Genomic DNA, 22,380 nt, shown 5'->3' on the forward strand with positions numbered 1-22,380 from the left:
CCGGGGCGGCGGCGTCCGGCGGAAGGGCCGATGATTCGCGGCGCATGTGCAAACCTGTTAGGCGCGCTACTCGCCCTCGAAACTGGCGAACAGGTTGTTCAGCCCCTCGGCCAGGGTCGGGTGGGCGAACATGTCGTCCCGCAGCCGCTGGTAGGAGAGGCCGCCCATCATCGCGAGCTGCACCATCGACATGATCTCCCCGCCCTCGACCCCGAGCGCGGCGCACCCCAGGATGAGGTCCGTACGGGCGTCCACGACCGCCTTGAGGATGCCCCTCGCCTCCCCGGCCTCGAGCGCCCGCGCCACCCCGGCCATCGGGAGCTTCGCGATCCGCACCGGCCGCCCTTGAGCTCGCACCTCGCGTTCCGTCAAGCCGACCCGACCGAACTGCGGGTCGGTGAACACGGTGAACGGGACCAGTCGCCCGGCGGTCGTGCGGCCGGCGTCGCGGAGCAGGTTCTCCCGGAGGATCTGGTTGTCGTGATGGGACACGTGTGTGAACGCCGGGCCGCCGTTCACGTCCCCGACGGCGTACACGCCGGCCACGTTGGTCTCCAGCCGCTCGTCGACCGGGATGAAGCCCCGGGCGTCCGTCCGCACGCCGGCCGCCGCCATGTTCAGGGCCTCCGTGTTCGGCGTGCGTCCGGCGGTGACCAGCAGGTGCGAGCCCGCCAACTCCCGGTCACGGCCGCCCGCCCAAACGGACAGGCGGACTTCCCCGGCGCCTCCTGCGGCCTGCGTGGCCCGGGCGTCCAGGACGACGTCGATCCCGTCTTCGCGGAGGATCTCGGCGAGCGCCGCGGCCATGTCCGGGTCTTCCCGCCGCAGCAATTGCCCGCCCTTCTGCACCAGCGTGACTCGGCTCCCGAACCGGCGGAACATCTGGGCGAATTCGACCCCGATGTACCCGCCGCCGAGGACGAGCAGGTGCTCGGGGATCTCGCCCAGCCCCAGGATCGACGTGGAGTCGAGCGCGGCCACGGCACCCAGCCCGGGGACGTCCGGGAACGACGGTCGGCAGCCGGTGTCGATGACCACCACTTCGCCGCAGAGCGTCCGGGCGCCGCCGTCATGGAGGGCCGCCCGGACGGTGCGAGGCCCGATGAACGAGCCCTCCCCGCGGATCAGCTCCAACCCGTCCGTGGCGGCGAGCTTCCGCTCGCTCCCGGAGCGGAATCGGTCGACGAGGGCCCGGGCCCTGTCGCGGACCTCGTCGAGGCGCACCAGGACCGCTCCCGTGTGCACCCCGTACTCGCCCGCGCGCCGGGCCAGGTGGGCGATCCGGGCGCTGGCCGCCATCGTCTTGGTCGGCGTACACCCGGTGTTGACGCAAGTCCCGCCGACCTCGGCCCGTTCGATCAGGGCGACCCGGCGGCCGGCCCCGGCGAGCGACCGCGCCAGGGGATTGTTCGCCTGCCCTGCGCCGATGAGAACCGCGTCGAAGATTTCCGAAGGCTCGGCCATCGAACAGCGCTCCTGGGGTGTCGTATCGCTGCGTCTCGAGGGCGGACCAGCGAGAAGGATTCCAAAGGTTCCGTCGGCGAGCCGCCGAGGGAGGCGGGCGTTTCGTCGTCATGACGGGGGGCCTCGCACGGAGCAGGACGCTCGCGCGGTCGAACAGCCGGCATGAAGATCGCCGATTTGAGGCTATCCGGCAAGGCTTGGGGATCGCTGCCTTCTCCGCGCCGCGAACCCCGTCCGGCACCGAGGCGGGGATTAGAGTCGATGGGGCTACATCCGGATTCCGGTGATCGATCGGGCGGTCGAATGCGCCCCGGAGCCGGCCGGCGGATGCCGATGGCCGGGCTGATGGGGTCCGACATTCGCCGGAGGGGGGCCGGGGCGTCCCTGGGAGGAGCCCGTCGGCGTCATCGGGCCCGCGAGCCGATCGGGTCGCCGGGGGGCGTCGCGGGAGGCCCGGTCCGGCGAAGGGCTTGCCCGCGGTCGCGAGCGCGACGAGGGCGGCGAGGGCGAAGCTGGCCATCCGGGTGGGCTCCTCTGATGCGGGCCGGGTCGATCGCTCGGACTCGCCCCGATTCTCGCCCGGCCGGCCCACCCCGAGCAACGCTCGATTATCGGCGAAGCAGTGGCGCGGGCGGGACGACGTCGCCCCGCGGCTCCCGGCCCGCCTCTTCGAAACGACCCGCGGGTCGGGCCGCTCCTCGCGGCTCGGCGTACGACTACGGGGAGCCACCGATACGGTGGATGAGCTCGCCGCCCGCGCCCTCTGGCAGGCGTCGCGGCTCCCACCGCCAGGCTTCGAGATCGCCTCTTCAAGACCTGCGGTACGACGTCCTCCGACGCCGTCTCGACGACCAGGAGCTCGGCCATGCGGCTCGCCGTCGCACCCCCGGCGTCGCCCCGCAGAGGTCGCCGGGTCCGATTCGGCCGACGCCCCGGAGAGGCGAGGCTCGCGGGGCTTTTGAAGGTTATGCAGGTCTCCAGCCCGGACGTATGGTCCCGCCGGCGACGGGTATGCTCCGGAGGTGTCCATATGGAGATCGACGCCGAGCCGACCGGCGAGGACGGGTCGCACATGATCCTTCCGATCGGACGGGAGGCTCCTCTCGGGGACGACTTGCAAGGGTGAGGCCCCCTTGCGGCGGTCCCGGCGTGGCCCAGGGACGGCGTCGGCGTTGAGGTCGCCCTTCGGCCACGGGTCGTCGATCTCGGAGTTCAGGGAGAAGGTGGCCGGACGGACCGCCTTCAAAACCCCCGGAAGGCCGCCGACGACGCCTCCGGCATGCGCCCAGCGATCCAGCCCGCCTCGCCGCGGGCGAACTGCGTCGATCGTCGAGCTTGGGCGGCCACGAGAACCGCAGGGCTCCCCGGCCGACGCCCATCCCGCGGCAGGCCGGCTCGACCGGCGTGCCGCCTTCGACGAACGTCGACTCTTCTACGGATTTGGCCCTGCTTTCGGAGGTCGATCATCGCATCGCCGTTCTCAAACGCGATGGACTCTTTAGGGGGTCGAGTGCACCCGCGCGGCGGTTCGTCTTCTTGAAGCAGTATCTGGAGAAGAGCCTCGAACGCTGAAACCACGACCGTCCTCGGGGGGTATTCGCCGTCGTGTAATACAGACCGATCAGATTGGTTCTTCTTCGGGGGGATCGACGATGGCCAAGGGAGTGCGGCCGCTCGGCGCGGGACTCGTCGCGGCCTGTGCGATCGCATGGTCCTCCGACGGCCGGGCGGTCCGGGCGGACGATTCGGCGTCCAAGGCTGCCGCGACCGACCCGGCGGAGACGAAGTACCTGTCGTTCCAGCTCATGACCGGCCTCCCCGGCTATGCCGGACCGCCGCCCACGCCCGGCCGCTCCTCGCTCGGGAAGTCGCAACTGGACGCGTTCGTGCGCGGCCTGGCGAAGGCGATCGGGGCGACGGGGGACGCGCGTCGCAAATTGTGCTTCGCCGTCGGGCCGCTCTGCTTCGACATGCCCGACGACGAGACCCGCCAGTTCATCCGCGACGCCTTCGCGGTCGCCCGAGAGCACGACGTGGCGGTGGCGTTCCACATCGACGACTCGATGTCGTGGGGGAAGCGGAAAGACCTCCTCTCGGATCCGGACAACGTCGAGACGGCGGGTTGGGGCGAGCCGCCGAACGCGGGACGGCGTGCGGACTGGGGGCCGAAGCCGACGAGGTTCCCTCCCCAGATGTGTTTCAACAGCCCGGGGATCGTCGCGGCGGTCGGGGATCGCGGAGCGGTTATCGGCCGGGAGATCCGGCGGGAGCTGGCGGCCCTGGAGTCCCAGGGGATGCGACACCTCTTCGCCGGCGTGATGACGGGATGGGAGACGCAGATCGGCAGCGATTTCGACACGAATCGCCCGCTCGGATTCCGCGCGCTCGGCCATCGCGGATTCAGCCGAAACAACCTGCCCCGGGACGTGGATCTCGAACGAGTGCGGGTCGTCAAGGAATTCATGGAATCGTGGGCCGACGCGCTGCACGAGGGCGGCGTCCCTCGCGAACGGATCTTCTGCCACATCGCATTCACCGACCAGGGCCTGCGCGAGGCGGACGCGAAGGAGTCCTACGCCCAGAAGGTCCATTTCGCCGTGCCGGAGGTGGCCTTCAGCTCCGCATACCGTCCCGGGTTCTCCACGTATCCCGAGGGGGCGACGTTCAAGGAGATCTACGCCGTCCTGAAGGAGCACGGCTCTTCCGGGTGGATCTCCGCCGAGGGGGCCAACGTGTCGCCCACTAGCATGCCGGGCGAGCCGACAATGGAGACGTACCTCGGACGGATGTTCAACCACGGGGCGGTGATGACGAACATCTTCTCATGGGGCATCGGCGGCGAGGCGATGCGCGACAACTTCTTCTGCAAGGAGACGGAGAACCCGGAGGCGCTGGCGGCCTATGCGAAGTTCCTGCGGGGAGAGCCTCTCGTCGAATCGGCCGCGACGGGCTTTTCAAGCGAAGCGTTCCAGGCCAAGATGCGCCGGATCCAACGAGAACTCCCCGGCCGGATCCAGAAGTCGGGCAAGCGGGCCCAGGCGATGTCGCTGACGCAGAAGCTCCAGGGACTCGTGAACCAGAAGGAGTGGCGGGACGCGGACAAGGTCGCCGACGAACTCCTGGAGCTGATGAAAGGCGACGAGGCGGGGATGAAAGAGGATCCGCAAGCGTCCCCGGTGCAGGAGCGCCTGCCGGCGAAGATTCGGAAGATCCAAAAGGATCTCCCCGCGTGGGTCCAGGGGGACGTTTCGCGGCGGAAGGGAGCGACCGCGCTCATGCAGTCGCTCGACGGGCACCTCAAGGCCGTGAACTTGGAACAAGCCGAGGAGACGGCCGACGCCTTCCTGAAGCTGATCGGCGGGACGCCGATGCCGGACGACAAATGACAGTCGCATCTCCTCCGCCAATTCGGCGTTCTCTCCATCATCGCCGTCGGGAAGGTTCAAGACGAACGGAATCCCAAGGCCGGGCAGCTGTGCGAACGAACGATGTCGGTTGATCTCGAGAGGCTGGCTCGGCGCATGCTGGCGGATTTCGACGCCAGGACGCAGGACCGCCTCTTCGCCGAGCCGATCGACCTGACCTCCGGCCGGGCGTACGACCTTCAGGCCGAGATCGCACGGCTTCGCGAGGCGCGCGGGGAGCGCGTGGTCGGCTACAAGCTCGGCTGCACGAGCCCGGCGGTGCAGAAGCAGCTGGGGATCGACGAGCCGATCATCGCGCGCCTCTTCGACACGGAGCGCCACGATTCGGGCACGCGGCTGCTTCACGCCTCTTACGCCAACTTGGCCGTCGAAGGCGAGCTCGCCGTCCGCCTGGCCGCGGACTTGCCCCCCACGATACCCGCCGGCGAAGAATGCCTGGAGGCAATCGAGTCGATCTTCCCGGTGATCGAGCTGCACCATTACGTGCTCCGGAGCCCGAAGCCCTGCGCGCACGAGTTGATCGCAAGCAACGGCATGCACGCCGGGTTCGTGCTGGCCGAAGGATCGAGCGGCGGACCGCGGGCCCGGGTGCGGAACTTGACCGTCGCCCTCAACGATGCGATCGTCGGACGGAGCGACGCGCCGTGGACGATGGCCGACCCGATCGCATCCCTACGCTGGCTGGCGGCCCGGCTGGGGAGGCATGGACTGCGACTCACCCGCGGCCATGTGATCCTGACCGGTTCGCCATTGCCCCTGTATCCGGTCGGCCCAGGCGACCGGGTCGTCGTCGAGGTCCCGACCCTGGGGATATGCCGCGTCTCGGTGGATCCGTAACTTCAGGCATAAGGAGTTCGACGATGGGTTACGACGGCAGAGCGGTCCTGGGGTTTCTCGGCGACGCGCACGACACGCCGCTCATCACCGACCGCGAGAAGCACCTCCTCGGGCTGGCCGTGACCATGACCCGGGGGTGCCAGGTCTGCACCCGGAACCGGATCGAGAAGGCGCGGGCGGCCGGCATCGGCGACGACGTGCTCAACGCCCTGGTGGACGTCGTCGCCGCGGTCAACGCCGGCGTGACGGCCGCCACCGCACGCGAGGGATTCCTGCTGGCCGACGCCTCCGCGGCCGAGTCCACGTGCGGTGATCTCTGCGCCGAAGGGGGCCGCTCATGAGGCCTCTCGCGAGACCGGCGCCCCCGGCCGCCTGCTTCGTCCGGGCCGTGCGAGACCTTCGCAGAGAGGATGAGGCGTCATGCGAGCCGGTTTGAAGGTCGGAGCGACGGGCCAGCGTCGCTTCGTCGTCGAGCCGGCCCACGCGATCGACTTCGCTGAGGGTGCATGCCGGCCATCCTATGCACCCCGTGGCTGGTCTGGTTCCTCGAACACGCCGCCCGCGACGCGGTCGTCCCGTTCCTCGGCGAGGGGGAAAGCACCGTCGGCTCGCACATCGACGTCGACCACCTCGCAGCGACGCCCGTCGGCCAGGCCGTCGTTTGCCTCGCCCGAGTCGTCCACGCGGAGGGGCGCCGGGTCTCGTTCCAACTCGAAGCCAGGGACGAATCGGAGGTGATCGCGCCAGGGTTCCACCGCCTGCAGGTCATCGACGCGGGGCGGCTGGCCCGGCGGGTGGATTCGAAGAGAGGCCGATCCAGCTGACCACAGCCGCTCCGCCCCTGTCTTCCAACGACCGCCTCGCGCTCCTTTCAGTCTCCCGAGCGACTCGGTCGATCCGAACGACTCAAGAGTGGTGTTCCGAACACCGAATCTGTCGAGTCCTGGGGATTGGCCCCGCATCGGTCGGACCCTCTCTGCGTCGGAGGCCTACCGATTCCCGTAGATGACTTTGTTCGCTTACCACACCATGCTGATTGTCCCCGATGATCCAATCCCAGGGACCACTTCATCGACAAGATGCGTGCCGAGCCGTCGAAGTCTTGGAGCTGGGCTGGGATCAGTCGCCCAGATCCCGGATGACCTGGGCGAGCCCTTCGCAGAGAGTCTGAAATTCCCTTCGTTCCTGGGGCGTGAGGGCTTCGGAAGGGGACCCGTCCCGCAATCCCATGAGATCGGGGTCGTTCAGCCAACGCCTCTGCACTGACTTGAGCAAGGCTCGAAGCTCGGCGGGCGAGTCCGGCCCCAGATCTCTAAGCTCCGCCGTCAGCAAGACGACGGCCCGCTGCAGCCTGCGCTGCACCGTCTTGATCGAAACCCCGAGTAATTCCGCCGCCTCGACCTGGCTCATGCCGTGGATCCTGACGAGGTCCAGCGCCTCGCGTTCATCATCCGGCAGGCCTTCGATGGCGTCGAACATGCGTCGGGCGGCCGGCGGCAAGACCGATCCGCTGCTCCCCGGCGAGGCGACGTCGATCTCGTGGACGTCGACCATGGGCCGATGTTCATCTAAGCAGCCGGACGTGGCCTTTCTACACGTTTGGGTCGAAGCCGGCGGCCGTAGCCGTCGAATGCCGTCACCACGGCCTCGCGGAGGCCCGATCGCGTCGTGTAGCTCCGCCGCGGCATCTCCTGATACTTGACCTGCCGGAAGACCGGCTCGATCTCGTTCAGCTCCGGGCTGTACGCGGGCAGGAAGTACAGGTAGATCCCGCGTCTGGCGGCCAGACGAGCCCTCGCCGCACGGACGACCCGGCCGGTGTGCAGGCCCGCGTTGTCGAGGACGACGACCCGGGGCAGCCTCGAGCATGGCAGGGCCCCGAGGAAGCCGAGCAGGTCGTACGCGTCCCACGTCCGCTCGGCCGCGAAGACCTCCAGGCGGGGGGAGAGGTCGTAGGGCCGGTAGGCGGCGATGGCGTTGGCCCGCCGGCCCTGCGGCGCCTCATACTCCACCAGCTTCCGCTCGCCGCGCAGGGCCCAGCTGCAGCCGGTCGGCAGCGTCGGGGCGAAGCCGCATTCGTCGAGGTAATACAGCTTCAGCAGGCCGGCCTCGGCCCGGGCCTTCAAGTTGGCCAGGACGCGGCGGGCCCGCTCGGCCTTAGCCGGGTCCTGCTTGTGCCGCAAGGTCGAGCCGGTGCGGCGGTAGCGGGCACCCATCCGCTTGAGGTACCGCCGCACCTGCCTGGCCCCGAGGGAGATGTCGCGCTCGGTCAGGGCCCGGCTCAGCTGGCCGCTGGTCCAGGTCCGTCCCCGCCGCAGCAGCTCGCGGAGGGCCGCCTCGACGCGGTCGCGCCGCTCGAGGTCGGGATCGGGCCCGCTCCGGGAGGGATGCAAGGCGGAGGAGCCGCGGGCGAGGAACGATCGGAGCAAGTCGCGGACGGTCTGGGGGTGACGCCCGAAGTGACCGGCGATCCTCGGGGCCGGCCATCCGACGTCGGAGAGCGTGACCATCTCGATGCGGTCGCGCACCTTGTGCGGCAGGTCGGCTCGTCGCAACGCCTTCAGTTCGTCGCGGGTCGTCTCGTCGAGGTGGATGCGGATCATGTGGAATTATAGGAAGACCACGTCCAGCCGCTTAGAAGGTGTTATGATATGTACGGTAGTACGGGCGCTGCCTTCCGGAGCATGAGCAGCCCGAACGCGACGTAGTGCAATCCGGCGAGCACGGTCTGCAGCCGCTCGTAGTCCTTCGCCAGGCGGCGGAAACGCGACGCCCAGCCGAAGGGACGCTCGACGACCCAGCGCCGCGGCAGCAGCACGAAGCCCTTCTTCGCCTCGGGGAGCTTGACGACCTCCAGGTGGATCCCCTCGCTCGCCGCGTCGGCCTCGGCGTCGTCGCCGGTGCAGCCCTGGTCGACGAACGCGAGCGAGACCGACTCTCCGGTCGCCTCCTGCACGGCCTCGCAGAGTCGGCCGACGTGGACCCGGTCCTGCTCGGAGGCCGGCGCGACGTGCAAGGCCAGGAGATGGCCGAGCGTGTCGACCGCCATGTGCACCTTCGACCCCCGCTTGCGCTTGTAGCCGTCGTAGCCGGCCCGGGCGCCGCTCTCGACGCTCGACTGCAGCGTGCGGGAGTCGAGCACGGCCGCCGACGGGTCGGCGTCCCGCCCCTCGGCGAGCCGGAGCAGGACGCGGAGGTCGTGGACGATCGCCTCGAAGCAGCCGGCGTCGAGCCACCGCCGGGTCTGCTGATAGACCATCTCCCAGGGGGGGAAGTCGCCCGGCAGGTACCGCCAGGGGGCCCCGCTGCGGACGATCCAGCGGAGGGCGTCGAAGACGTCCCGCAGGCGGTGGACGCGCTGGCCGGCGTCCTCGGGGAGGAGCGTCAGGTAGGGCGCGACGAACGCCCATTCCACGTCGGTGACGTTGCTGGGATAGGGTTTGCGAGTTCTCATACCCTAAACTACGACCGACAGTGGACTAAAGTTCATAACACCCTCTAGAGGAAGCGGACGGCCCAATCTTGGTCTTGGAAGGTCTATCCCCAGAGGTCGACGTGGTCGCGGACTTGCACGAAGAGAAATCGCGCCCCTGTCGGACCGACCGCTCCGTCGTTCCCCAACTCGGGCTCGGGCAGGTTCCCATCGATCCGGACGGGCACATCGGTTGTCTTGTGTGGGATCAGGAGGCATCCGCCGAGACGGCCTAGCCCTCAGATGTCTCAAGCAGGGTGGGAGATGCGCGGCCGAGGCGGCCGCGTCGAGGCGTTCCAGATGGGGCAGCCCGACCTCGTCCGCCCCGGGAACATCGCCGCATCACAAGAACCGACCTGAGACGGGCCCTCGACGCCGGCCTGCTCGACCGAACATGAATCGAGTTGATCGCCCGAGCACGGGGAGAGGTGGGGAGGGCGTTGTCCGACCGGTCAATCAGGTAGTTCGTCCGCGGCATGACGCCGGTGCTCCGCCGCGGGCAGGCCGTTCACTCCCCAGTCCGCCATCTCCACTTCCTGGATGATCACGAAGGTCAACCCCGGCGGCTTGTCCAGCACGTTTGCGAGGAGGTCCGTCGCCCCCTTGATGAGCGAGGCTTTCTGCTCGGGCGTCGTCCCCTCTCGGGTGATCTGGATCGTCACGATCGGCATGGTCATCTCCTCGGGGGTTACCAGTGTCCGGCGTGCGCGCCGCCGTCGACGTGCAGCGTCTCGCCGGTCACGAATGCGGCCGATTCCAAGTAGAGCACCGCCTCGACCACCTCCCGGACCTCGCCCATCCGCCCCATCGGATGGAGCCCGGCGAGGGAAGCGTGCGTCTCGGGGGCGTGCATCGGCGTTTTGATGACACCCGGGGCCACCGCGTTCACGCGGATGCCCCTGTCCGCGTACTCGATGGCCAGCGACCTCGTGACCGCATCCAGCCCGCCCTTGGTGAGGGATGCCAGCGCCGACGGCACGCCCTTGAAGGGCTGTCCCACGAGCGTCGTGGTCAGGTTCACGACGTGCCCGCCGCCCTGCGCGAGCATCCGGCGGATGGCCCGCTGCGAGACGTGGAAGAACCCCGTCAGGTTCACCGACAGCATGGCGGCGAAGTCGTCCTCGGTATACTCGGTGAACGGCCTGGAGATGAAGCTGCCTGCGTTGTTGACCAGCGTGTCGACCCGGCCGAACTTCTCGACCGCGCCCCCGATCACCCGGTCGGCAACCCCCGGGTCGGAGATGTCGCCGGCGACGGCCAGTACGTCCGCCGAGGCGTCGGGCTTGATGGACCGGGAGTTGGCAACGACACGGTAGCCGCGGTCGAGGAACCCTCGGACCAATCCTTCGCCGATCCCTTGCGATGCCCCGGTGATGACGGCGACCTTGCGTTCGGTACTCATGACGAAGCTCCTATTTATCAGAGTGCCAACCGGCGCGGCTCATTCTTCATACATTCGTGAACTTGCCTGGATCCAGGACTCGCCGGTCTCATTGCTCGCGCGTCGCCTTTCGGTTATACCCCATCGCGACCTCATACGGTTCGTGTTATTGTGATCCGACTTTCAACGAACGGGAGCCCCTCGCCGCGGAACGAGAGCGATCGCCGATAAAGACTGGTGGGCACGATTCGAGTCCGAGCATCCTCATCCCGGAGTGGGGACGACCATGAGCACCGAGGGCGCGATGCCTGATGATACCGCGGTCGGACCGGTCGAGAGCTCGAATCGGCCGACGGCCGACGGCAACTCGACGCAGGCGGCTCCGTCGTCGGTCCAGGAGGCTCGCCCGGCCCGGGGGCAGGGCGATTGCGCCATGATGGGTGATTTGCGAAGATCTTGACGATCGGCCTACGGCGGCCGGGCGGGGGCTCGGTTGCGGGAGGCCGACGGCCGAGGTCCTCGATCATGTCGCAGCCGTCTCCCGAGTCCGATCTCGACTCTCCGTCGATCCGCCTTCAGGACCACTTCGCGAGCCTGACCGACCCGCGTCGTCGCAAGGTCACGTATCCGCTGGCCAACATCGTGACCATCGCGGTCTGCGCGGTGATCTGCGGGGCCGACGACTTCGTCGCCATCGCCACCTGGGGGCGGCTGAAGCGGGACTGGCTGGCGACGATCCTCGACCTCTCGGCCGGGATTCCGTCGCACGACCGCTTCAACGCGATCTTCCAGGTCCTGGACCCCGGAGCCTTCGAGAAGTGCCTGCTGAGCTGGATCTCCGAGCTTCACGAGGCCACCGCCGGCCAGGTCGTGGCGATCGACGGCAAGACGTTGCGCGGCAGCTTCGACCGGGCGTCGGGCAAGTCGGCGATCCACATGGTGTCGGCCTGGGCGACGGCGAACCGGCTCAGCCTCGGGCAGGTCGTCGTCGAGGAGAAGTCGAACGAGATCCCGGCGATCCCGGCGTTGCTGAAGCTGCTGGAGCTGAAGGGCTGCCTGGTGACGATCGACGCGATGGGCTGCCAGACGGCGATCGCCGAAGCGGTCCTGGCTCGCGAGGCCGACTACGTCCTGGCGGTGAAGGACAACCAACCGACGCTGCGTCGGGCGATCGAAGACTTCTTCACGAGTCAGATGGAGGACGACTTCGCGAAGGTCGAGGTGGGCCGGTTCGAGACGAGGGAGACGGCCCACGGCCGCGTCGAACACAGGGCCTACTACATCTGCGACGCGCCGGCCGACCTCGCCGACCGTGAACGTTGGAAGGGCCTGGCGGCGATCGGCGTCGCGATCAACATATCCACCCGCGACGGCAGGTCGAGCGACGCGGTGCGGTACTACATCCTGAGCCGCCGCCCCGACGCCCGGGCGTTCGCCGACGCGGTGCGAGGCCACTGGACGATCGAGAATTCGCTGCACTGGCAGCTCGACGTGACCTTCGGCGAGGACGCCTGCCGCGTCCGCACGGGCCTGGCCGACGCCAACCTGAGCGTCGTCCGCCGCGCCGCGTTGGGCCTGCTCAAGAACGAGAAGTCCGAGAAGATCGGCGTGAAGAACAAACGCCTCGCCGCCGCATGCAATACACGCTATATGGAGAAAGTCCTCGCCGGATCATGACTTATGGTGCAATCGCCCTGGGCCCGGGGGTCGTCGCGAGGCCGGATATTAATCGGCCTCGGTGCCTTCATCTTGCTGGGCGGTGGGGGATACTATTTCGCCCCAACTGTGTTGAAGGCGCTCGTGACGACATCGACCGACGACGCTTACGTCAATGGCCACGTCACCTTCGTGGCGCCCCGAGTCCAGGGGCAGGTGGCCAAGGTGCTGGTGGACGACAATATGCGGGTCGCCAAGGGCGACCTGCTCGTCGAGCTCGATCGCGAGCCGTATCAAGTCCAGGTCGACATCAAGAAGGCGGCCGTGGTCAACGCCGAGGCCGATTTCAAGGCGGCCGAGGCCCAGGTCCGGGCCAACCTCGGCCGACTGCGAAGCCTGAGATGGCGGCTCCAGACGGCGATTGAGCAGGTCGACAACAATGTCGCCCTCCTGCGGGCTCGGGTCGCGACTCTGCGGAGCAAGGAGGCGACCCGCGATCGCGCGAGGGCCGACCTTAAACGCGCCGAGGCTCTCCTCGCCCGCTCGGCGATCGCTCGAGAGGAATTCGATCAGCGCCGCGAGGCCGAGCGAGTCGCGGAGGCCCTGGTCAATCAGGCCCTGGAAGAAATCTCTGAGACCAGGGTCTCCCTCGGCCTCCCCCCGCACACCGAGAGCGGAGACCTGTCCGAAGTCCCCGCCGACCTAAACCAGACCTTTTCGGGCGTCCGGCAGGCACTTGCGGAGCTGATACAAGGCGCCGCCCAGGTTGGGCTCCCCCTGTTCTCGTTGGTCAAGTCGCCCAAGCAGATCATGGAGGAATTCGTCGCCCGCGATAAGGAGGGGAACATCGATCGGATCTTTGAACGGATCGTCCCCGAGGCCCCTGAGATCCGCCAGGCCCTCGCCAAGCGAGTGCAGACCGAGCGCGACCTTGCCCAGGCCGAGCTCGATTTACGCTATTGCGAGGTCCGTTCGGAGATCGATGGCGTGGTCGCGCGGAGGAACGTCAACCCCGGCAATAACGTCGCGGTCGGCCAGGCCCTTATGACGGTCCGCTCGCTCGTGGAGATCTGGGTCGACGCCAACTTCAAGGAGACGCAGCTCGCCGACATGAGGATCGGCCAGCGGGCCGATCTCGAGGTCGACATGTACGGTAGTCGGAAAGTGTTCCGGGGACGGATCTCCGGCTTCACGATGGGGACCGGCCAGACCCTGGCACTCCTGCCCCCGCAGAACGCCACGGGCAACTTCGTCAAGATCGTCCAGCGCCTCCCCGTGAGGATCGAGCTGGAGGATTACGACCCCGAGAAGGAGACGCTCTACGTCGGGCTCTCGGTGACCCCCTACGTGTTCGTCAAGGAGGCTCCCCAGGGCCCGGGGGCCGGCAGGCGACTCCAGGAGCTGCAACGACCGAACCTCTCGGCCTCGAAGTGAAAGGGATCCGGATGGCGAGCCTCGCCCGACCGCCCGACCCCTCGCGCCCGACCGTCAATCCGTGGCTCATCGCCCTCGCGGTCACGGTGCCGACGTTCATGGAAGTCCTCGACACGACGATCGCCAACGTCGCGCTGCGATACATCGCCGGCGGCCTGTCCGCCTCGGAGACCGACAGCGAGTGGGTCATCACCAGCTACCTGGCCGCCAATGCCACGATCCTGCCGATCTCGGGCTGGAACTCGGCCCGGCTGGGTCGCCGCAATTACTTCCTGATCTCCATCGCCGTCTTCACAATCGCCTCCGGGCTCTGCGGCGCGGCGACGAGCCTGGAGCAGTTGATCCTGTTCCGGGTGATCCAGGGACTGGCCGGCGGCGGACTGCAGCCGTCCAGCCAGGGGATCTTGCTCGACAGCTTCCCGCCCGAGAAGCAGGGCCAGGCCCAGACGATGTTCGGAGTCGCGGCGTTGCTCGCGCCGGTCGTGGGCCCATTCCTGGGCGGATATCTCACCGTCAATTACAACTGGCGATGGATCTTCTACGTCAATCTGCCGGTGGGCACGCTCGGCTTGCTAGCGTGCTATCTCTTGGTCGTCGATCCCGATTACATCAAGAAGGCCCGGGCCGAGCTGCGTCGCGGGCCGCTCAATTTCGACTACATCGGCTTGGGGCTGCTGACGCTGGCCATCTCGTGCTGGGAAGTGCTCCTAAGCAAGGGCCAGGAGTGGGACTGGTACAATGACCCGTTCTGGCGAGTACAGGCATTGTTCCTGCTGTTCGTCGTCGGGCTTGTCGGACTGATCGCCTGGGAGCTACGAATCGCCAACCCGGTGATCAACCTCCGGCCGCTGGGCGAGCGGAACCTGGCGGTGTGCTGCGTCATCATCTTCTGTGCGTATGGCGTCCTTTATGGTGCCAGCACCTCACTGCCGGCCTTACTCCAGTCCCTGTTCGGCTACGACGCCTACGCCTCGGGGCTGGTGCAGTCGCCCGCGGGATTATTCGCTGTCATGGGGTTGTTCGTCGTCGGCATGCTCCTCGGTCGGGGCGTCGACGCCCGCTGGCTGATCGCCGCGGGCTTGCTGATCATGGCGGCCGGGAACTACTGGATGGCGCTGATGAACCTGGACATCAGCCCGGGGCAGGCGATCTGGCCGAGGGTGGTGCTGATCGTCGGCCTCTCGATGATCTTCGCCCCGATCAACGTCGCCGCCTTCAAATACACTCCCGTGCATCTGAGGGGCGCGGCGGTCGGCCTCCTGGCGCTCCTCCGGAACGAGGGCGGGAGCGTCGGCACGTCGATGGCACAAACAATGGCCCAGCGTCGGAACCAGTTCCACACGGCGCGCGTTAACGAGTTCCTCGACCCCTTGAACCCGGCCTTGAATTCATTCTCCGAGCAGGCCCAGCCGTACTTCTATCAGCAAACTGGCGACCCGGCCGCGTCGAGGTTACTGACGTGGCAGGCGCTGGAGGATCTCCGCCACCAACAGGCGGCATCGATGGCCTACTTCGACATCTTCTGGCTGTTCGCCGTCCTGGCCCTGGCACTCCTCCTCCTCGTGCCCTTCATGAAACGCTCGGTGGCCGAGAAGGGGGCTCACCTGGCCGCGGAGTGATTTGGCGGCGCCCATGCTGGGCGATGGCCCAGAGGTGGAGGTCGCCGAAGAGTCGTGCGAGGGCGGCGGGCTGGTAGTGGGCGTTGAGGCCGCTGGGGTTGGGGAGGACCGCGGTCGCGGGCAAGCCGCCGCAGCCGATCGAGAAGGGCCTGCCTGGCCCGGGGCTGCTCGCGCAGGTCATCACGAGCAAGTATGCCGACCACATGCCGCTCTATCGTCAGGAGGGGATCTTCACCCGTCACGGCGTCGAGCTGTCGCGCAAGACGATGTCCGGCTGGATGGCCCAGGCGGCCTGGCTCTTGGAGCCGATCTGGAAGGCGACGAGGGCCGAGGTGCTCAAGTCGCATGTGATTCAGACCGACGACACCACCGTGCCCGTGCTGGACCGTCGGCTCGATCGGGCTCGCACCGCCCGGCTGTGGGTCTACCTCGGCGATCGCGAGCATCCTTACATAATCTATGACTACACGGCCGACCGCAGCCGCGACGGACCGGAGAAGTTCCTCGGCGACTACAAGGGCTACCTCCAGGCCGACGCCTACAGCGGCTATGACCTGTTCTACTCCCGCATCGTAGTCGAGGTCGGGTACTGGGCCCACGCTCGCCGCAAGTTCTTCGACGCCCGCACGAGCGACCCCGAGCGGTCCCACGAGGCGTTGGCGCGGATTCGCGCCCTCTACGCGGTGGAGGCCGGGGATAAGGGGCTCGCCCTGCGCCGCGAGCAGTCCGTCCCGCTGCTGGAGCGGCTCGGGGCCTGGCTGGAGGAGCACGCCCGGGTCGAGCTGCCCAAGAGCCCGATCGGCGGGGCGATCGGCTACGCCCGCTTGAACTGGGCGGCCTTGAACCGATTCACGGGGGCGGGCTACCTGGCGATCGACAACAACGCGAGCGAGCCGTCAAGCCGGACGCGATCGGCCGCCGCAACTGGCTCTTCGCCGGGAGCGAGGGCGGCGGGCGGACAGCCGCGATCCTCTTCAGCGTCGCATCGACGTGCCGGGCCCTGAAGATCGACCCCTTCGCCTACCTCCGCGACGTTCTGGATCGGGTCTGCACCCACCCGGCCCGGCGGGTCGCGGAATTGCTGCCCGATCGCTGGTGGACCCACCGATGCGTCTCGGGATCGGCCCTGGCGGGGTGATCACGGCCGCCACCGATGGCGCGTGTGGCGTCCCGCTCGACCTGATGACACCGGACCGCCAAGTCCGGTGACGACGAGCAGTACCCGGACCACGGCGGCGTCCCCCATCGCCAGGTCGACGGGGCGTGGCGAGGGGGGCAATCCGGCCGGGCCGGGGTCGGTTTTGCTGCGCTTTCGGGGCCGCGCTGGCCCTGCCGCGTCGGCAGGTCGCGGTCGCGGACCACGTGAACCAGACGATGACGCCTTCAGGCGTAGAGCAGAATTTGGGGCGTGATCGTGATGGATGGCGGCGTCGGTAACCAAGACGATGACGCCTTCGGGCGTTGAGCAGGCCTGGCAGCCGGCCTCCGGGTTTGCGGGCCACGATGTGACCAAGACGATGACGACGGACCCCGGAGCGCCTCGTGGTTCAGCCCGCGAGTCCGGCGTCCGCGAGGTATTCCAGCACACGCGCGAACGGCACGTCCGCCAACGCCCCGAACCTCTTGTCCCGAGTGAGCTTCGCCCGGCTCGTCGCCGGGGAGGACAGCCCGCAGAGGAACCGGGCCATCTGCCGGGGGGTCGCCAGGGCCGGGTGCGCCTGGGCTTGCAACGCATCGACGAGCATCCCCTCCGCCCTGCCCAACGGCCGGACGGGCGTGGGGACCGGCGGCCGCGGACCGACGCCCAGGCAGGGCCCGCAGTGGCCGCAATCGCCGGCCAGATCCTCCCCGAAGTAGGACAGCATCCGGCGGGTCAGGCAGCCCGCCTCGTGGGCGAAGGCCAGCATCCGATGCACACGCTCGGCCTCGCGTGCCTCGCGCCGCCGGAAACGGGCCCACATGGCCTCGACGAGGACCGCGAGCCCGGGCCCCCCGGCCGAGCGACGATAGCCCTGGCGCAGTCCCGTGGCCTGGAGGACGACTTCGCCCTGCTCCTCGAGGTAGGTCAACGCCTTGGACAGCCTGGCTCCAGATTCGCCCAGGGCCGTGGCCGCCGCGCGCACGTCGAGCGTGAGCCACCGGTTCCCCTTCCGTGCCTGGCCGAACACTCGGCCCAGGAACTCGGCCCGACGTTCGTCGAACCGCGCGAGGATCTCTTTCAGGGGCCGCGTCGGCTCGACCTTCAACTCGGCGTAGAATGGTCCGGTCGACTCCGCGACCCCCTCGAATTCGAGGTAGGTGAGCAGCGTCTCGACGACGAGGGGCCGGATGTCGTGGGCGACGGACAGCCCCTGGATCGAGACGTCGAACTCGTCGCCGCGGGCCAGGACGTCGGCCAGCAACGAGCCGATAGCCTCGCGCGTGGGGGTGTCGCCGTGGGCGAAGTTCTCCAGCGTCACGACGTCCTCCGGGCAGGCCAGAAGTTCGCAGGCGGCGGGCCGGCCGTCGCGGCCCGCGCGGCCGATCTCCTGGGCGTGATTCTCCGGGCCCTTGGGCAGGTTGTAGTGGTAGACGGCGCGGATGTCCGCCTTGTCGATCCCCATGCCGAAGGCGATCGTCGCCACGACGATCATCGAAGTCGAGGCCATGAACCGGTCCTGCACCGCGTGCCGGACCTCGTCGCCCAGCCCCGCATGGTAGGCGTGCGCGTCGTGGCCGTGCTCGACGAGCCGGCGGGCCAGGCCCTCGGCCGTCCTCTGGAGCGTGACGTAGACGATCGCCGGGCCCGGCGGGCGGGCCGCCAGGCGTTGCAGCAGGAACTCGTCTCGCTCGGCGGACGAGCATGGCGTGGCATGCAACTCGAGGTTGGGCCGGTGGAACCCGGTGCGGACGACGTCGCCCGGCGAGATCCCGAACGCCTCGGCGATCGAGCGGGCGACTTCGGGCGTGGCGGTGGCCGTCAGCGCCAGCACCCGGCCGACCGCCAGGCCCCGCGAGACGCGGGCCAGCCGCAGGTAGTCGGGGCGGAAGTTGTGCCCCCACTCGCTGATGCAGTGCGCCTCGTCGACGGCCAGCAGCGCGATCGGCCGCCCGGACACGGTGGCGACGAACCGCTCGCCGGCCAGCCGCTCCGGGGCGATGAAGAGGATCCGGAGCCGGCCGGATCGGAGGTCGGCGTGGACCCGCCCGGCCTCGTGCGCATCGAGGCTGGAGTCGAGCCGTGCGGCGGCGACGCCCCGGGCGACCAGCGAGTCGACCTGGTCCTTCATGAGGGCGATCAGGGGGCTGACGACGACCGTCAGGCCGTCGAGCAGCAGGGCGGGCAGTTGATAACAGAGGCTCTTGCCGGCGCCGGTGGGGAAGATCGCCAGGACTGAACGGCGATCCAGAAGTCGCGAGACGACCGCCTCCTGCCCCTCGCGGAATTCGGCGAAGCCGAACACCCGGCCCAGGGTCGCTCGGGCCTCGTCGATGGTGGCGGTCATGCGGGGTGATCCTTCTCTCGGCAAGTCCGACCGGAGGCCCCGGCCGGCATCCACGAGACGGATCTCGACGGGGGGCTCCATTGTTGCCGATACGCCCCGCCGCGAGAACGTCAAGATCCAGCCGGCGGTCCCCATCCCGCCGCGTACATTCGGGGTGGAGGATGCCCGACGAGGATGGGACTCGGCGGCTCGACGTCGACCCGCTCGCGGGCCCGCCCCAGTCCGCCGGAGGTCATCAGCCGCCCCAGGTCATCCCCGTCGATCCGCGCTTCTCCATAATCCGGCCGCTGCACGCAGGGCCAGGGGCAACTAACGTGTTGATCCGATAACGACTTGCATGAGGAAGTCTCCGCTCCGGCCTCAGGAGCGGCGTTTCGCGGCGACGCTCTGACGGCCGGGGTACTGCCTCAGCAGGGAGAGGCAGAATCGGTTCATCCAGGCCGGGGTTCCGATAGCAACGGAGAAAAAAACAACGATCTTTATCGGTACTTTTGTTCAGTTGGCTGGCGTAGCGGCCGCAGTCGGGAGCGGCTCAAGCCACCCTCGACCTCGAAGCGGTACTTGCCGTATGGATTGATGTGTTCGTAGCGGGCCGGGGAGAGTCGAGCGATGTCCTCTTCGTTCACCGTCTTGCCCTCTGCCCGGAGCTGCTTGATGACCGCCGCCATGTAGACCGTGTTCCAGCTCACCACCGCGTTGGTCACCAGGTTCAGGCAGCCCGCCTGGTTCATCAGCTTCTCCTCCTGTTTCTTCCGGAGCGTGCCCTTGTTCGCGAACAGGAGGAACTCCCGCAAGCCGTGCAGGGCCTCGCCCTTGTTGAGTTGGGCCTGGATTCGCCGCCGGAGATGCTCGCTCTCCAGGTAATGCAGGATGAAGATCGTCTTGACCAGCCGGCCGTACTCCTGCAAGGCCCTGGTCAGGCGGTTCTTGCGGGGGTAGGACTGGAGCTTGCCGATCAGCAGCGACGAGGTTACCCTGCCGCGCTTCAGCGACCCGGCCACCCGCAACAGCTCGCCCCAGTTGTTCAGGATCCGGTCGCGGTTGATCCGCCCTTTGAGCCGAGGCGCCAGGAGAGGGTGTCGCTTCTGACGCTCCACGCGGAACAGTCGCTGGTCCCCCAGGTCGCGGATGCGTGGGGAGAATTGCAGACCGAGCAAGTCGAACAGGGCGAAGACGATCTCGGTAAAGCCGGCCGTGTCGGTCGTGTGCTCCAGGAGCGGCAGCTCGGTCTCGTTGTCGAGGATCTCATCGAGGACATAGGTCGCGTCCCGGACCGTGGTGGGGATCACCTTGGTGCCGTACTGCGAGAACTGGTCCGCAGTCCAGGTGTAGAAGGTCACTCCCTTGCCGTATCCGAAGTAGCGAGGCAGGGACGTGGCCATGCGGACCTTGCCGGAGACGGGGAACCGCTGGCCGTCGGACGAGGACAACGTTCCCGTGCCCCAGAGTCGGCTCAGCGGCTGGTGGTACTGGAAGTTGACGGGCCGCGTCGTCGCGGCCTTCAGGGTCTCGTCGTGCACGTACCAGTTCGTGCACCAGGCCAGCTTCTGATAGGTCAAGTCGGAAATCCGCGCCATGCGAGTCGGGCCGAGGTTGCAAGCCTGAGCGAGGACCGTCGCGTAGAGGTGGCTTGGGAGGTCGCGGCCCCGCGGCTCCGTCCCCCCGGCGCGCTCGAAGTCGTCGCTGAAGCGCGTCCAGCCGTCGACCTCGATGAGCAGTTCGCTCAGCTCGACCAACGGCAGCCGATCGTCGATGAGGTGTTCCAGTTCCGTCGTGCTCGCCGGCCTGTCTTGCGCGACCAAGGGTGAGACGATCAGGTCGTTACCTTCCATACGGACGTCCCCACCTTTGGCGAGCAAGGCCTCGACGAGGTCCAGGAGCCCGCTCAACTCCGCCTCACGCTCGCGCAGACGATCGGTCCCGGCTTCCGGGGCCTGGATCTCCCGACACACCTCCGCCCGGAGCTCGGACCATCCCTCCCGGGGGATCAAATAGGTCTGGGGGTCGGCGTAGCGACGGCTCTTCTCCAGCCACACGCACCCCGCCCGCAAGGCTCCCCGCAGTTCCCAGAGCACGCACAGCTCGAAGTAGTGACGGCGTTTCGTCGGGTCGGGGTTGTCGTTGACGTACGGCCGCCACCGCGCGGGGACGAACTCGAGTGGCGTTTCCTCGGGGAGGACCCGCCGTCCTTCGTTGTTGAGCCGACGGAGGAGGTCCACGGCCCCGATCAAGTTCGAATCGCCGCTGGCACGGAGCTTGAGGGCGGCGATGAACTCGGGAGTGAATTGGCGGAGGTAGGTGTAGCGGCTCGCCAGGAAATCGAAGTAGTGGTCGTCGAGGGGACGGATGATCCGGTCGGACTCCTCGATGGCGTCCCGGAGTTCATCCGAAGAGATGTGACGGTAGATGGTTCGTCGCAGTTCCGTGTCCTTGACCTTGGGATCGAGGACGACTCGGCCGATCTCGCGGAAGAGCCGGACCTTCTCGTTGGTCGAGCGGGCCACCGAGAGCCGGAAGTCTTCCAGGTCGCGACTGGCCCGGTGATAGGCCTCCGCCAGGCAGCGGTCGAACAGGTCGAGGGCTTCGTCGGTCAGGTCGACCAGGGTCTGGTAGAGGAAGGCGACGAGGATCGGGTAACGCCGCGGCTCGGACATCCTCTGGAGGGCCTGGTTGGTGGATCGGCGAGCGACCTGGGCGAGGAATTTCAGGCGGTTCGGGGTCAGCGACGAGAGGTCCCAGCGGTCGACTCCCCACTCCAGGCAGCGGGCCCGCTTCTTGAGGGCGGCAAGGATCATCGACGGCGTATATGTCGCGGCGGATTGCTGGAGCCACGCCAGGCTGGAGTGCCCGGTGTCGGCGTCGACAGTCAGCAAACCATCGAGCCTGGCCTTGCACTCCTTGGTCAGGAGCATTCCCAGCCGTCGGTAGGTCTCCTGCTGGGCTCGTCGTCGGGACGAGGCGATGACGCGCTCCAGATGAGTGATCCCCGGCCGTTCGATCCGGAGGCCAGCAGGTTTTCGCAGTCCAGGCGCAAGAGCACGGTGGGTCGGTCGTGCTCCAGGGCGCGGTCCACGAGCCGGAGTTCGAGCTGGACCAGGTCCCTGGCCGTGGCCTTGCGGAAGCCGAGGTAGCGGCGGATTTGCCGGAGGTGCTCGGTCCGCGTCTGGCCCCGCCGGCCATCCCTCACGATCTCGCCCGGGTCGATGTCCAGTTGCTTCGCCACGAAGGCGACGACCCTCTGGGGGGCTGTACTCAGGTCGTCCGGGCAGAAGCCCAGGAAACGGAGCATGCCGAGTTGCAGGGCGAACCCCAGGCGGTTGGTAGCCGAGGTGGTGGGAGGAATCTGCCTGCGGTCGGCGCGGGAGAGGATGAAGTAGGTGTCGAGGTCGGCGGGGATGATGTGGGCGGGGAAGCCGTCGAGCCGCTCGCGTTCCGCATCGCTGAGCAACCCGATGGGCACGGCGGTCTCCTCCCGGGTTCTCACAAACGAAGGTTTCCGAGAAGACTCGGTGGGTCGGAGCCACCGACACCAAACCAGGACGCTCCGCTTCTCGGAAACCACTCGCGGAATCGCTTTCTCGCAAGTGTATGGGTACGATGGGTTTCG

18 protein-coding genes are annotated in these 22,380 nt (G+C 68.0%); 9 read left to right on the forward strand and 9 right to left on the reverse strand.

Annotated elements, in window-relative coordinates; all coding sequences use genetic code 11:
• Positions 1–66 precede the first annotated feature (66 nt).
• On the reverse strand, positions 67–1,464 hold the full coding sequence (locus PZE19_RS19425) for a mercuric reductase (protein ID WP_277862269.1): 1,398 nt from the start codon (positions 1,462–1,464) through the stop codon (positions 67–69).
• 1,652 nt (positions 1,465–3,116) lie between these two features.
• On the opposite strand from PZE19_RS19425, the gene PZE19_RS19430 reads away from it, so the two are divergent.
• The 4 genes from PZE19_RS19430 to PZE19_RS19445 all read left to right on the forward strand — a co-directional run bounded on the left by PZE19_RS19430 (position 3,117) and on the right by PZE19_RS19445 (position 6,550).
• A complete protein-coding gene (locus PZE19_RS19430; protein ID WP_277862270.1) occupies positions 3,117–4,850 on the forward strand; it encodes a hypothetical protein in 1,734 nt (577 codons plus the stop codon).
• 102 nt (positions 4,851–4,952) lie between these two features.
• Positions 4,953–5,726, forward strand: a complete 774-nt coding sequence (locus tag PZE19_RS19435) for a 2-keto-4-pentenoate hydratase (protein WP_277862271.1) — start codon at positions 4,953–4,955, stop codon at positions 5,724–5,726.
• A 23-nt stretch (positions 5,727–5,749) separates the two neighbouring features.
• Positions 5,750–6,067: a carboxymuconolactone decarboxylase family protein gene (locus PZE19_RS19440; RefSeq protein WP_277862272.1), complete on the forward strand. Its 318-nt coding sequence runs from the start codon at positions 5,750–5,752 to the stop codon at positions 6,065–6,067.
• Between the two features lie 165 nt (positions 6,068–6,232).
• The gene (locus PZE19_RS19445) at positions 6,233–6,550 is read left to right on the forward strand and encodes a thioesterase family protein (RefSeq protein WP_277862273.1); all 318 of its coding nucleotides are present in this window, start codon (positions 6,233–6,235) and stop codon (positions 6,548–6,550) included.
• Between the two features lie 295 nt (positions 6,551–6,845).
• Here the strand turns inward: PZE19_RS19445 and PZE19_RS19450 are convergent, their stop codons facing one another.
• From PZE19_RS19450 to PZE19_RS19470, 5 genes are all read right to left on the reverse strand, one after another.
• Positions 6,846–7,280, reverse strand: a complete 435-nt coding sequence (locus PZE19_RS19450) for an RNA polymerase sigma factor (RefSeq protein WP_277862274.1) — start codon at positions 7,278–7,280, stop codon at positions 6,846–6,848.
• A gap of 14 nt (positions 7,281–7,294) precedes the next feature.
• Positions 7,295–8,329 (reverse strand): IS630 family transposase, encoded by a 1,035-nt coding sequence (locus PZE19_RS19455; RefSeq protein WP_277862275.1) that lies wholly within the window; start codon positions 8,327–8,329, stop codon positions 7,295–7,297.
• A gap of 41 nt (positions 8,330–8,370) precedes the next feature.
• Positions 8,371–9,180: an IS5 family transposase gene (locus PZE19_RS19460; RefSeq protein ID WP_277862276.1), complete on the reverse strand. Its 810-nt coding sequence runs from the start codon at positions 9,178–9,180 to the stop codon at positions 8,371–8,373.
• 470 nt (positions 9,181–9,650) lie between these two features.
• Positions 9,651–9,869 (reverse strand): tautomerase family protein, encoded by a 219-nt coding sequence (locus PZE19_RS19465; RefSeq protein ID WP_277862277.1) that lies wholly within the window; start codon positions 9,867–9,869, stop codon positions 9,651–9,653.
• 17 nt (positions 9,870–9,886) lie between these two features.
• Positions 9,887–10,600, reverse strand: a complete 714-nt coding sequence (locus PZE19_RS19470) for an SDR family NAD(P)-dependent oxidoreductase (protein ID WP_277862278.1) — start codon at positions 10,598–10,600, stop codon at positions 9,887–9,889.
• 504 nt (positions 10,601–11,104) lie between these two features.
• Between PZE19_RS19470 and PZE19_RS19475 the strand changes: the two genes are divergently transcribed.
• The 5 genes from PZE19_RS19475 to PZE19_RS33100 all read left to right on the forward strand — a co-directional run bounded on the left by PZE19_RS19475 (position 11,105) and on the right by PZE19_RS33100 (position 16,426).
• Positions 11,105–12,256, forward strand: a complete 1,152-nt coding sequence (locus tag PZE19_RS19475) for an ISAs1 family transposase (RefSeq protein ID WP_277862279.1) — start codon at positions 11,105–11,107, stop codon at positions 12,254–12,256.
• Positions 12,257–12,379: 123 nt separating this feature from the next.
• On the forward strand, positions 12,380–13,669 hold the full coding sequence (locus PZE19_RS19480) for an HlyD family secretion protein (RefSeq protein ID WP_277862280.1): 1,290 nt from the start codon (positions 12,380–12,382) through the stop codon (positions 13,667–13,669).
• An 11-nt stretch (positions 13,670–13,680) separates the two neighbouring features.
• Positions 13,681–15,288 carry a DHA2 family efflux MFS transporter permease subunit gene (locus PZE19_RS19485; RefSeq protein ID WP_277862281.1) on the forward strand — a complete coding sequence of 536 codons (1,608 nt, stop codon included), beginning with the start codon at positions 13,681–13,683 and terminating at the stop codon, positions 15,286–15,288.
• 98 nt (positions 15,289–15,386) lie between these two features.
• The gene (tnpC, locus tag PZE19_RS19490; protein WP_277862282.1) at positions 15,387–16,292 is read left to right on the forward strand and encodes an IS66 family transposase; all 906 of its coding nucleotides are present in this window, start codon (positions 15,387–15,389) and stop codon (positions 16,290–16,292) included.
• 2 nt (positions 16,293–16,294) lie between these two features.
• On the forward strand, positions 16,295–16,426 hold the full coding sequence (locus PZE19_RS33100) for a transposase domain-containing protein (protein WP_368411369.1): 132 nt from the start codon (positions 16,295–16,297) through the stop codon (positions 16,424–16,426).
• Between the two features lie 409 nt (positions 16,427–16,835).
• On the opposite strand, the gene PZE19_RS19495 is transcribed toward PZE19_RS33100, so the two are convergent.
• The 3 genes from PZE19_RS19495 to PZE19_RS19505 all read right to left on the reverse strand — a co-directional run bounded on the left by PZE19_RS19495 (position 16,836) and on the right by PZE19_RS19505 (position 22,233).
• Entirely contained in the window at positions 16,836–18,773 is a 1,938-nt protein-coding gene (locus tag PZE19_RS19495; RefSeq protein ID WP_277862198.1) for a RecQ family ATP-dependent DNA helicase, read from the reverse strand.
• Positions 18,774–19,252: 479 nt separating this feature from the next.
• Positions 19,253–21,772 carry a Tn3 family transposase gene (locus PZE19_RS19500; protein WP_277864373.1) on the reverse strand — a complete coding sequence of 840 codons (2,520 nt, stop codon included), beginning with the start codon at positions 21,770–21,772 and terminating at the stop codon, positions 19,253–19,255.
• Positions 21,676–22,233, reverse strand: coding sequence for a DUF4158 domain-containing protein (locus PZE19_RS19505; protein WP_277864374.1), 558 nt, complete (start codon positions 22,231–22,233; stop codon positions 21,676–21,678). Before PZE19_RS19505 ends, PZE19_RS19500 begins: the two co-directional genes overlap by 97 nt.
• Between the last annotated feature and the right edge of the window lie 147 nt (positions 22,234–22,380).

It is taken from the genome of Paludisphaera mucosa, from assembly GCF_029589435.1.
Classification (GTDB): Bacteria; Planctomycetota; Planctomycetia; order Isosphaerales; family Isosphaeraceae; genus Paludisphaera; species Paludisphaera mucosa.

Excerpts from the sequence above, each read along its gene's own strand:
- PZE19_RS19465 (WP_277862277.1), bottom strand. The coding sequence starts at position 9,869 with ATGCCGATCGTGACGATCCAGATCACCCGAGAGGGGACGACGCCCGAG.
- PZE19_RS19460 (WP_277862276.1), bottom strand. The coding sequence starts at position 9,180 with ATGAGAACTCGCAAACCCTATCCCAGCAACGTCACCGACGTGGAATGG.
- PZE19_RS19430 (WP_277862270.1), top strand. The coding sequence starts at position 3,117 with ATGGCCAAGGGAGTGCGGCCGCTCGGCGCGGGACTCGTCGCGGCCTGT.
- PZE19_RS19475 (WP_277862279.1), top strand. The coding sequence starts at position 11,105 with ATGTCGCAGCCGTCTCCCGAGTCCGATCTCGACTCTCCGTCGATCCGC.
- PZE19_RS19445 (WP_277862273.1), top strand. The coding sequence starts at position 6,233 with ATGCCGGCCATCCTATGCACCCCGTGGCTGGTCTGGTTCCTCGAACAC.
- PZE19_RS19455 (WP_277862275.1), bottom strand. The coding sequence starts at position 8,329 with ATGATCCGCATCCACCTCGACGAGACGACCCGCGACGAACTGAAGGCG.
- PZE19_RS19450 (WP_277862274.1), bottom strand. The coding sequence starts at position 7,280 with ATGGTCGACGTCCACGAGATCGACGTCGCCTCGCCGGGGAGCAGCGGA.
- PZE19_RS19425 (WP_277862269.1), bottom strand. The coding sequence starts at position 1,464 with ATGGCCGAGCCTTCGGAAATCTTCGACGCGGTTCTCATCGGCGCAGGG.
- PZE19_RS19495 (WP_277862198.1), bottom strand. The coding sequence starts at position 18,773 with ATGACCGCCACCATCGACGAGGCCCGAGCGACCCTGGGCCGGGTGTTC.
- PZE19_RS19435 (WP_277862271.1), top strand. The coding sequence starts at position 4,953 with ATGTCGGTTGATCTCGAGAGGCTGGCTCGGCGCATGCTGGCGGATTTC.
- PZE19_RS19485 (WP_277862281.1), top strand. The coding sequence starts at position 13,681 with ATGGCGAGCCTCGCCCGACCGCCCGACCCCTCGCGCCCGACCGTCAAT.
- PZE19_RS19440 (WP_277862272.1), top strand. The coding sequence starts at position 5,750 with ATGGGTTACGACGGCAGAGCGGTCCTGGGGTTTCTCGGCGACGCGCAC.
- PZE19_RS19470 (WP_277862278.1), bottom strand. The coding sequence starts at position 10,600 with ATGAGTACCGAACGCAAGGTCGCCGTCATCACCGGGGCATCGCAAGGG.